This is a genomic window from Megasphaera vaginalis (ex Srinivasan et al. 2021) (assembly GCF_000478965.1).
GTDB classification, from domain to species: Bacteria; Bacillota; Negativicutes; order Veillonellales; family Megasphaeraceae; genus Megasphaera; species Megasphaera vaginalis.
On the sequence record NZ_AWXA01000050.1, the window covers coordinates 1 to 10131 of the forward strand.

Here is a 10131-nt window from a genome sequence, read left to right on the forward strand (position 1 = left end):
TTTTTTTGTGTCACCAATGGGGTGTAACCACTAACCTCTTTTTTGATACGCCATAGCGTAGTACGACTGAGACCAAGTTCTTGAGCCAATTCTTCGTAGGTTTGGCTGAAAAATAGATGTAATAGTTTCAAGCCGGCATAAAAGGATGCCATATCTTTAATAGGGCGTTCCAATAGGGCATGATATTGTGTGTAAATGTCATGCCGCAACGTATCTTGCCCGATGGCATTCAATAAAGATTCATAGCGGTGCTGAACAGTGTGACGCGCAGCTTTTTTTAAGAGGAGCACATAGCGAGTGCTTACGGCGCGGAGTTCTCGAACATTTCCTGGCCAACTGTACTGTGTTAAAATTTCCTTCATCAATGGCGTCAATTGGTGAGCGCGTTTATCTGGTGACAACTGCATAACATAGCTTTGAAATAACTCGCAGATGTCTTCTTTCCGGGTACAGAGAGGGGGCAATGTGATGTGTAAAATATCAAAGCAGCAGCGCAAATCGGAACGCAAATGGTGGTATTCCTCATCGGTTACGATTGTGTAGAAAACGATGTCAAAGGTAATCGGAGCGATCATACCGGGGTGAAAAAATTGTTGTTGTTGTATGATTGACAATAAGGCTGCTTGTAATTTTGGCCCGGCAATCGATATATTTTTAATAATCATACTTGCTTCGTTAGCATTCAAAAGCAATCCGTCTACAGAACGTTAGCCATAAAGCATTGTCGCAACATGGTCCTCATCAAGGGTAAAATGATGCAAGGTTTGCTTGCCCGTCGTGAGGCGTTATGAAGGCAGTGGGCTATCTCTTCCCGGCCGGACCCGGAAGGGCCGATGATGACGGTGGGATGTTCAATGGGAGAAAGATGGTAACATTCTGTGACTACGCGTTTCATGATTGGAGAGTTCATCGTAATTTTTTCCAGTTTATAAATCGGTTTAACGACGAATTTGGGGCGTGAGCGTTCTTTCTTCAAATTATGAGGATTTGGATGAATTGTCAACAGGGTGCCGCCTGTATGCGTTCCGACCATGATTTTTTGAAAAATGCATCTCATCATCGTATCGTTGATGAGATGATAACTGTCATTTTGTAATAGGCCACTTTTCACAAAACGGTGTAGCGGTAAGTTGGGAAATACTTCTGTCAAGGCACGATTGCTGACTTCGTGAAGACCCATACCGGTATATTGTTGCATCGTGCGGTTAAAGAATTCAATATTTCCTTGCGCGTTGGCAACGATAATTCCTAATTGCGCTGTATTGAGCACAGATTCGGCGATTGCTTTTCCACGTTCCGTATCATATAACGTGTGCGCCAGTTCTCCGGCCCGTATACAAGCATCACGGATTGCTTCCTTGCCGGCATAGAGTAAGATTGCCTGTTTATCTGCCGCCTTTGCAGCATGTTGCGTCAGATAGTTGCCGATGAAAATATCACAGGAGGCTCTTTTGACCAGCGAATAGACTTGAGGTATTTCATCATAAATAAGTTCTGTCAGCGAAATATTTGTCAATTCACGGAGCAGCGGTAAGTCAGGAGCAGGAGAATAACGGTAACGGACGAGCCCTAAATGAGTGCCGCCCAATTTTACAGCTTGGTTGATGGCTATGATGTAGTCAATGGGCCGAACTTCGTAAGGAATCAGCGGGTACGTGTAATAATTCATAAATCTCGCTGCAGAAGCGGGGCCTGCCACGAAAACTTCACAGCCCTGTTGTCTTGCCTCGGCAACGCAAATATCTTGCTTTTCGTCCAGTCCCGCATTGAAGATCAAATATTTGACATCATTGTCCGGCAATTTTTCGATAACGTCCTGTGCTAAGGTCATCGTAAAATCATAGGCTAAAATACAAACCTTGTAGGGCGTAATTGAAGATTCGGTATGGTTAAGCATACAAACTCCTTTATGCAAATGTTGACTACTTGCTTTACAACGGTGTTCATGGATAAAAAAGATGAGAATTTAGTTGGAAATTAGAAAATTTGTTTCATTTATAAAAATATAATATATTATGAAACATTTAACAAGATAACTCGGATAAAAACCGATAAATTGGTTGTTCCGAAAATACATTCTATAATAAGGGCATACAGGAAATGGTAGTTAATCTGAGGAGGAGACGGCATGAGAAATAGCTTTGTAAGGGAGATAAAAGAAAAACGATATCATCAACCATGGACTCTCCCTGTTGATTACAGCATTATTACAGATGCTGTTTCTGATGATTTTGTGGAAACCGTGCAGCATATTTCCATAAAAGATCGAGACAGGGTAATTGTTTGCATTGATCATGATACGCCGAACAGCAGTATTGCTATCGGAGCTAAACAGAGAAAGCTTATTGATTGGGGGGTGCAAAACAATCTGTTATTGGAAACGTGTTGTGGCGTAGGGTACTTGCGAGTAATGGAAACGTACGGCAATATGAATCAGGTTATCGTCGGGACAGGGGAACATATGGCTGGATTTGGTGCTGTAGGGATACTCGGGTTAACGGTGACGGAAGCGGAATTGGCGGATGTATTGCGCGATCAGCATATTACGCTTAGCCGGCCGGAGTTATTTGTCATAGAACTGTCCAGTACTCCCGCTTCAAGGACCATGATGCAAGATGTCGCTTTGTGGTTGTTGGCGCGTCTTAAATCATTCGACGTAAAGGGGAAACTCGTGGTTTTTACAGGGGTAGGAATAGGGGACTTGTCACGTAGTCAGCGTTTTGATTTGTGTCATCTGACGCAACAGGCCGGTGCAATGAGTGCAGTTTTCAGTGACGGCGAGGCAGGACTGGAAGGACATATTAGGCGGTCTTTGTCGGATATACCGGCCATGGTAGCATTGCCGGGAGCCGTTCATCAGGCACAGCTTTTGTCCGATATAGAGCCTGTTAAGGTGGATGAAGTATTTATTGGCGGCTGTCGCGGTGGCAAATTGGAAGACTTGCGGATAGCGGCGTCGATTTTGCGTGAACAAAAGGTGGCATATCGAACCCGACTTATCATTGCTCCGGCGACGAGCGATATTTATCTGCAAGCCGCTAAAGAAGGATTGTTGGAAATTTTCTTGGATTGTGGGGCCATCGTCATGAATCAGGGGTGTAGCGTGTGCTGGGGAAAAGCGCAGGGAATTCTTGATGACGGAGAAGTGCTTGTATCGACATGATCGTATAATTTTGACGGCTGTTCCGGATCAAAGACGGCCAGCGTTTATCTGAGTTCTCCGGCTGTAGCGGCGAAAACGGCTATTTACGGTGTCCTTGGCGAGTAGGAGGAAAAGTGTATGAAAAAGAAGTTTTCGGGGAAAATATGGAAATTAGGCGATGATGTTGATACCGATATCATCATTCCGACACAATGGCTTACACTGGACACGATGGATGAAATAAAGACACATGCTTTTGAACCGCTGCGGCCTGAATTAGCCGGCCAAATTCAGCCGGGAGATATTCTTGTAGGCGGCAGTAATTTTGGATGCGGCTCTTCGCGGGAACAGGCGCCGGAATGTATCAGTGCTTTACAAGTGCCTTGCATTATCGCAAAATCCTTTGCCCGGATTTTTTTCCGCAATGCCATTAATAATGGACTGTTACTGTTGGAAAGTCGGGAACTGCCGGATCATTGTTCAGAAGGGGATATTGTGTCCGTTGATTTGAAGGCGGGTACAGTAGGTGTCAACGGACAGTCTTTTAACATTCCAAGCATTCCGGATAATGTGTTTAAAATTGTTGCTGATGGAGGCTTGGTTCGTCATATGCAGATCCGGAATCGCATCATAAAAAGAGAGGAGAAATGAAGATGGGACATACATTAGCGGAAAAGATCCTTATGCATAATACTGGTGTAAAAGACTGCAAACCGGGCGATATTCTAGTTACACATCCCGATTGTGTCATGTTTCATGACATTTATACGACGAATGTATACCGGAAATTCAAAGAAATGGGCTTTACGAAATCATGGGATCCGCAGAAGGTTATCATCATGTTTGACCACTTAATTCCGACTTGTCTGCCGCTGGATGGCGATCATATGAATTACGGTTACCGCTATGCAGAGGAATGCGGTGCCAGAAAAGTGCATGTTGGCGATGGCATTTGCCATCAACTGATGCCGGAAATGGGGTACGTCAGACCGGGAGATCTTTCTTTCGTTACAGATTCGCATACGACAACGTATGGTGCTGTCAGCTGTTTTGCCACGGGTATTGGCTATACGGAGATGGCAGCCGTATTGGGAACGGGGGAGATGTGGCTCCGCGTACCGCAAGCGATTCAAATCAGAATCGACGGTACTTTGCTGAAAGGAGTCTATTCAAAAGACATTGCTTTACGGGTGCTCGGAGATTTACAAGCTGCAGGCGGCACCTATAAATCGCTGGAATTCTGCGGCAGTACTGTTGACAAGCTGACTGTAGATGAGCGGTTGACGATTTCCAATATGGCTGTGGAATGCGGTGCCAAGGTGGGACTCTTTGCGCCGACGCCGGAAACAGCGGCATACAGTCAGGTACGGTATGACGACATTTCCTGGATATGTTTTGACGATGACGCCGCCTATGAACGGGTGCTGTATTACCGGGCAGAAGAGCTGGAACCGTATATTGCCGCGCACCCGCACGTAGACAATGTCAGACCGCTGTCAGCGCTGGCGGGCATGAAAGTGGATAAGGTTTTTATCGGCTCCTGCACGAACGGCAGATTGGCGGATCTGGAGATTGCTGCCGAAATTTTGAAAAACAGGACGATTGCTCCGACCGTCGAACTGCTTGTTACGCCGGCGTCACGTAAGATTTTCAAGGAGGCCTTGCGGCTAGGATACGTAGAGATATTGGTCAAAGCAGGTGCCATGTTCACTCATCCATATTGTTCTCTTTGCGAAGGTCGCAGTGGTGGCTTGTTAGCTGACGGTGAAGTGCTTTTGGGCACGAACAATCGGAATTTTCTTGGCCGTTTGGGCAGTCCTGCATCCAGGACGTACCTTAGCTCTCCGGCGGTAGCGGCGGCCACTGCCGTTACCGGGAAATTGACTAATCCGGTTGAATTGGGATAGGAGGAGAAGTAGTGAATTTTCAAAAAGATGATTGGCAAGGTGTTTCCACGACGTCTCTTGCCGATGCGTTACAAGGTGTTGGCACGATGAATAGCCATATCAAACCGCTGAATAAATATATGAGAATGGTCGGGCCGGCTTTTACTGTACAAATCATAAAAAATGACTGTGCCGTTGTTTTTAAGGCACTGCATGACGCTGCTCCCGGTGAGGTCCTGGTTATTGATACCGACGGTTCCGCAGATGTGGCTTTTTTAGGTGAAATTGTCGTTCATATAGCCCAAAAGCGAGGGCTGGCAGGCATTGTTATTGATGGCTGTATTCGTGATAGTCTGGACATCAGTGAAGGATCGTTTCCTGTTTTTGCAAAAGGAGCGGTACCTAAAATTCCTGCTGCCGTTTACTTGGGAAAAACGCAGCAGGTGATACAATGTGGCGGTGCCGTCGTGAAACCGGGCATGATTATTTATGGTGATGCCGATGGAGTAGTTGTTGTGCCGGAAGAAAAGCAGATTGATGTCGTAAAAAATGCAAAAAGTAAAGAAGCGGCAGATCGATGGAAACTGACCAGGATGATACCAGATTCCGATATGCTTCAGAAATTCCTTGACGAACAATGTGTTCATGAATAAAGGAGAGATAAAAATGAGTTATATTTTATACGATATCCCCTGTATGGCCTTTCGGAAGATCCCAGCGGCAGCCATGATTATTCCGATGTTTTTATCGATTATTTTCAATTCTCTGTTTCCTGATTTTGTCAATATGGGCAGTCTTACAACGGCACTTTTCGGGAAAAAGGCTGTTGTACCGTTAACTGGGGTGGTCTTATTCATGGCCGGAACGGGATTACGGTTAAATGAGGCGCCAGAAGCATTGCAGCGTGGCGGCATGCTCCTGCTGGGGAAATTTGCAGCCGGCTATGTGACGGGAACCATTTTTGGCATGATCTTTGGACCTGCAGGCGTTTTCGGCGTTTCAGCGCTGGCTGTTTACACGGCGCTGCTCAGTTCTAACGGCTCTATTTATCTCGCCATTACTGCCGAATACGGAGAAGATATTGATCTCGGCGCATACAGTTTACTATCTTTAAAAGACGGGCCTTTTCTGGCTATGGTGGCGCTGGGGGCTTCCGGGGCAACGCATATTCCGCTGATGTCACTGTTTGCGACGATTTTTCCTATGCTGTTCGGTATCGTGTTGGGGAATCTGTATCCCGGTGTACGCAACTATTTTAAGGGAGGTTCACGGCTGATGATTCCTTTTGTCGGCATTTCAATTGGATCATCCATCAATTTGGGCATGATGTTTTCTGCCGGTATTGGCGGCGTTCTCTTGGGCGTGGTAGCGTTCATCGTTGGCGCGATTGTGTTGACGGGAATCGATAAACTTATTTTGCGCCGCCCCGGGTATGCAGGCGCATCGCTGGCTTCTGTTGCCGGATCGGCAGTGGCGACGCCGACGATTATTGCCGAAGTTGTGCCGGAATTGACGGACGCCGCTGCGCTGGCTTCTGTGCAAATTGCGGCGGCAGTTATCGTGACGGCGATTTTATGTCCCATGTGGACTGCCTGGGTATTAAAGAAATGGGGAGCTCCTCAGTATTCACCAGAAGTGGAGCATTCATAAATATGTTCTGTTCGATGCGGTAACAAATTCGTGTTTCCTGAAAGTCGATATGTATCATTTGGCTTTCAGGAAATTTTTTTGCAGTTTATGCCAGCCGGAAATAGCTGGTTTATTATTGATGACTATGTCGTAACGGATTTTCGGTTACTCACAAAAAGGGGCTTTCGTTCTGGAGATGTGCAGTGTTTCGGCAGGGATAGGGCAGATTTTTTTGCGAACCGGACTATGCTTGAACGTGTAAGAATGATACACTATTATCACAGGCAATATACTATATTTGTTAACAGAGAGGAAGACCATGCAATATTTGTCACAGATAGATAGTCCGAAACAATTGAAACGACTTTCCCTTCCTGAGCTGGAAGTGCTTGCCGGTGAAATTCGACAGGTCCTGATTGACAGCGCATTGGCTTCAGGCGGTCATCTGGGACCGAATTTAGGTGTTGTGGAGTTGACACTTGCGTTGCATTATGTTTTCGATTCGCCGCGGGACAAGTTTATTTTCGACGTGTCGCACCAATGTTATACCCATAAGATTTTGACGGGGAGAAAGCGGAAGTTTCTCGATCCTGCCGCAGATTCTCTGTTTACCGGATATACGAATCCCCGGGAAAGTGAGCATGATACCTTTTTGATGGGACATACGTCGACATCGGTCAGTTTGGCGGCGGGATTGGCGGCCGGCAGAGATCGCTGCGGCGACGACTACCGGGTTGTCGCCGTTATCGGTGACGGCGCCTTATCGGGCGGCGAAGCCTTCGAGGGATTGAATAATGCCGCTGAATTGGACGGTAATTTGCTTATCATCGTCAATGATAACGATATGTCCATTGCCGAGAATCATGGCGGCATATATAGAAATTTACGGGAATTGAGGCGAACGGGGGGACAGTCGGCCAATAATTTTTTCACCGCCTGCGGTCTGGCCTATCGCTTTGTGGAAGACGGGCATGATCTGGGCGCGTTGATTCGGGTTTTTACCGAAGAAAAGGAGCGTCAGCGTCCTCTCGTCATTCACGTCTGTACACAAAAAGGGAAGGGCTATGAGCCGGCGGAAAGAGACCGCGAGGCTTATCACCATCTTCATAAGCCGGGGAAGAGCGTGGCCGGTGAACGCGGCGACGCCATTACGCGGCAGGTTCTGCTGAAAAAGATGGCGGCAGATCCGTCTGTGATCACGGTCTGTCCCGCCGTCCCCCGCAACGTGGGAGCGGATACGGCATTTCGGGAGCAAGCAGGCCGGCAGTATATTGATGTCGGCATTGCCGAAGCGCACGCAGTTTCTTTTGCGGCCGGGATGGCAAAAGCCGGCGCTAAGCCTGTCGTCCTCGATTATGGAACCTTTCTGCAACGTACGTATGACCAGCTTATGCATGATCTGGCAATTAACGGCAGCAGCGCCGTCATCCTCTCGTTTACGTCAGGCGGCGGCATATCCGCCATGGATGCCGCGCATGCCAGCATGTACGATTTGGCTATGACGGCCTCTATTCCGGGATTGCTCTGCCTGGCGCCGGCCACGAAGGGGGAATTTGTGGAGATGCTGGAGTGGGCTGTCGATCAGCAGGAAGAGCCGGTCGTAATCAGAGTACCGAATCGGATCTATACGTATCAGGCCGGCAGACCGTTTACAGCGGCGAACAGGCGGCAATTTCAACTGGTCAGAACCGGTAAAGAAGTCGCTTTTATCGGCTTGGGACAGTTTTATGATCTGGCTTGTCAGGCATGCAGCCTGTTGGCGCGGCGATATGGCATTGCAGGAAGTCTGATCAATCCCCGCGTGTACAGCGAAGTGGACGAAACGGTTCTGCAGGAGCTGGCAGCGTCGCATCGCTTGGTGGTGACCTTGGAAGACGGCATTGTCAGCGGTGGTTTCGGGCAGCGTGTCGCCTCTTTTTACGGAACGACTGCCGTACAGGTGTTGTCTTACGGGGCGGAAAAGGAATTTACGAACTGCGTACCCTTGTCAACGCTGTACAGTCGCTATCGTTTGGAACCAGCGTGTATTGTCGCCGATATCGCCAGAATCTTGCAGGCGCAAGAACCGGAACGGACTGAGGAGTAACGTGAAAAAAAGAACGGCCGCAGTTTTTTGACAGCTGAGGCACCGTGACCGTTTGTCATTTTTTTTCGCGCCGACGCTGCGCGAACCGATGATAAGGTGGAGGTGAAGCGCATGGGGCAATCATTTATTCGCGATCATGCGCCCTGTTATATTTACGATCAGGCTTGTATTACGGCTCGGTGTCTGCAGTTGAAGGCAGCGCTGCCGGGACTTTCCGTATTGTATTCGGTTAAAGCCAACCCGTATCCGCCAGTTGTCAAAGCGGTGCTGTCTCAGGTCTTCGGTGCCGACGCGGCTTCCGCTCGGGAAGTGGAGTTGGCTTTGTCGCAAGGCGCTGTGCCCGATCGTATTTTTTATTCGTCACCTGGGAAAAGTGACGAAGATATATGCCGTGTTTGGGGGAAATGTGTCTTTGTTGCCGACAGTCTCGGCGAAGTGGAACGCTTGGCCGCGGCTGCGGCGGCAAGACGGGAAATTCTTTCTATCGGCCTGCGCATTCAGCCGCAGCGTTCTTTTGACAGAGGACTTGCCGGTCCGGCCCCATTCGGCATTGATGAGAAGCTGCTGCCGCAGTTGGCAGCTATTGTAAAACAATGGCCCCAGGTGCGCATTACGGGCATTCATGTCCATTTGCGTTCTCAGGTGCTTGATGCGGTTCGGATCGGCGCGTATTATCGGGCCTGTTACGAGTTGGCCGAACGGGTGTCGGCTCTTTTTGGCGTTGTGCTGCAATATTTTTCCGTGTTGGCGGCTGCTGTTTCGGATATATGCGCTCGTAATACCGCGGCTTTGCAGGCGAAGTTGTATATAGAAAGCGGCCGTTTCCTTACTTGCACGGCCGGCACGTACTATACGCCGATTATCGATAAAAAAATATGTGGCGGAAAAACGTACCTTGTCGTGCAAAACGCTTTAAACGGTTTTTTACGGCCCGTAATTGTCCGATTTGTTCGGCAGTTGGCGCAAGACGCCGAACCTGCCGGCATGGAGCCGTTGTTTACGACGTACGATTCATCCCGCGTTTTTCTGCTGAGCGACGTGAAAGAAATGGAAAGGGTCACCGTTGTCGGCAATCTCTGCATGGCTCTGGATATTCTCTGTGAAGATGTCGTTTTGCCGAAAGCGGCGGCAGGCGATATACTGGCTTTTTCTCACGCCGGCAGTTACGGTCGGACTCTTTCGCCGCTCTTTTTCTCCAGTGCGGGAGATGTGGGAGAACCGGCCTGTCACGGTGGCGGAGGTGCGCCAGGTGACGGACGCCTCGCCGCTTGGCTTGGAAAGCAGCGTTATTCAGCTCTCCGGCGTTACGGATCAGAATTCCATCTGCCGACGTTATGGTGCGCATGCGCAATTTATCCAGTGATGAAAAGCAAGCAGAGCTAGGGAGT

The 10131-nt window shown here is 48.5% G+C and carries 9 protein-coding genes; 7 read left to right on the forward strand and 2 right to left on the reverse strand.

All coding sequences use genetic code 11. From position 1 onward, the window contains the following. Together HMPREF1250_RS08590 and HMPREF1250_RS08595 are read right to left on the reverse strand one after the other, a co-directional pair. Positions 1–686 (reverse strand): hypothetical protein (locus HMPREF1250_RS08590; RefSeq protein ID WP_155914515.1); only part of this gene is annotated, 686 nt, incomplete at its 3' end. An 11-nt stretch (positions 687–697) separates the two neighbouring features. Continuing rightward, a complete protein-coding gene (locus HMPREF1250_RS08595) occupies positions 698–1897 on the reverse strand; it encodes a PrpR N-terminal domain-containing protein (RefSeq protein WP_023054272.1) in 1200 nt (399 codons plus the stop codon). A 231-nt stretch (positions 1898–2128) separates the two neighbouring features. Between HMPREF1250_RS08595 and HMPREF1250_RS08600 the strand changes: the two genes are divergently transcribed. From HMPREF1250_RS08600 to HMPREF1250_RS08630, 7 genes are all read left to right on the forward strand, one after another. After that, positions 2129–3163 (forward strand): aconitase family protein, encoded by a 1035-nt coding sequence (locus HMPREF1250_RS08600; protein WP_023054270.1) that lies wholly within the window; start codon positions 2129–2131, stop codon positions 3161–3163. A 117-nt stretch (positions 3164–3280) separates the two neighbouring features. After that, on the forward strand, positions 3281–3793 hold the full coding sequence (locus HMPREF1250_RS08605; RefSeq protein ID WP_023054277.1) for a 3-isopropylmalate dehydratase small subunit: 513 nt from the start codon (positions 3281–3283) through the stop codon (positions 3791–3793). A gap of 2 nt (positions 3794–3795) precedes the next feature. Continuing rightward, positions 3796–5049, forward strand: coding sequence for an aconitase/3-isopropylmalate dehydratase large subunit family protein (locus HMPREF1250_RS08610; RefSeq protein ID WP_023054271.1), 1254 nt, complete (start codon positions 3796–3798; stop codon positions 5047–5049). A gap of 11 nt (positions 5050–5060) precedes the next feature. Then, the gene (locus tag HMPREF1250_RS08615) at positions 5061–5681 is read left to right on the forward strand and encodes an RraA family protein (protein WP_023054274.1); all 621 of its coding nucleotides are present in this window, start codon (positions 5061–5063) and stop codon (positions 5679–5681) included. Between the two features lie 13 nt (positions 5682–5694). Then, complete coding sequence (locus HMPREF1250_RS08620; protein WP_023054269.1) at positions 5695–6678, forward strand: 2-keto-3-deoxygluconate permease; 984 nt, start codon at positions 5695–5697, stop codon at positions 6676–6678. Positions 6679–6976: 298 nt separating this feature from the next. Continuing rightward, positions 6977–8743, forward strand: a complete 1767-nt coding sequence (locus HMPREF1250_RS08625; protein ID WP_023054273.1) for a 1-deoxy-D-xylulose-5-phosphate synthase — start codon at positions 6977–6979, stop codon at positions 8741–8743. 111 nt (positions 8744–8854) lie between these two features. Further along, on the forward strand, positions 8855–10126 hold the full coding sequence (locus tag HMPREF1250_RS08630) for a pyridoxal-dependent decarboxylase, pyridoxal-binding domain protein (RefSeq protein ID WP_023054276.1): 1272 nt from the start codon (positions 8855–8857) through the stop codon (positions 10124–10126). The last annotated feature ends 5 nt before the right edge of the window (positions 10127–10131 follow it).

Excerpts from the sequence above, each read along its gene's own strand:
- HMPREF1250_RS08595 (WP_023054272.1), bottom strand. The coding sequence starts at position 1,897 with ATGCTTAACCATACCGAATCTTCAATTACGCCCTACAAGGTTTGTATT.
- HMPREF1250_RS08600 (WP_023054270.1), top strand. The coding sequence starts at position 2,129 with ATGAGAAATAGCTTTGTAAGGGAGATAAAAGAAAAACGATATCATCAA.
- HMPREF1250_RS08605 (WP_023054277.1), top strand. The coding sequence starts at position 3,281 with ATGAAAAAGAAGTTTTCGGGGAAAATATGGAAATTAGGCGATGATGTT.
- HMPREF1250_RS08610 (WP_023054271.1), top strand. The coding sequence starts at position 3,796 with ATGGGACATACATTAGCGGAAAAGATCCTTATGCATAATACTGGTGTA.
- HMPREF1250_RS08620 (WP_023054269.1), top strand. The coding sequence starts at position 5,695 with ATGAGTTATATTTTATACGATATCCCCTGTATGGCCTTTCGGAAGATC.
- HMPREF1250_RS08625 (WP_023054273.1), top strand. The coding sequence starts at position 6,977 with ATGCAATATTTGTCACAGATAGATAGTCCGAAACAATTGAAACGACTT.
- HMPREF1250_RS08630 (WP_023054276.1), top strand. The coding sequence starts at position 8,855 with ATGGGGCAATCATTTATTCGCGATCATGCGCCCTGTTATATTTACGAT.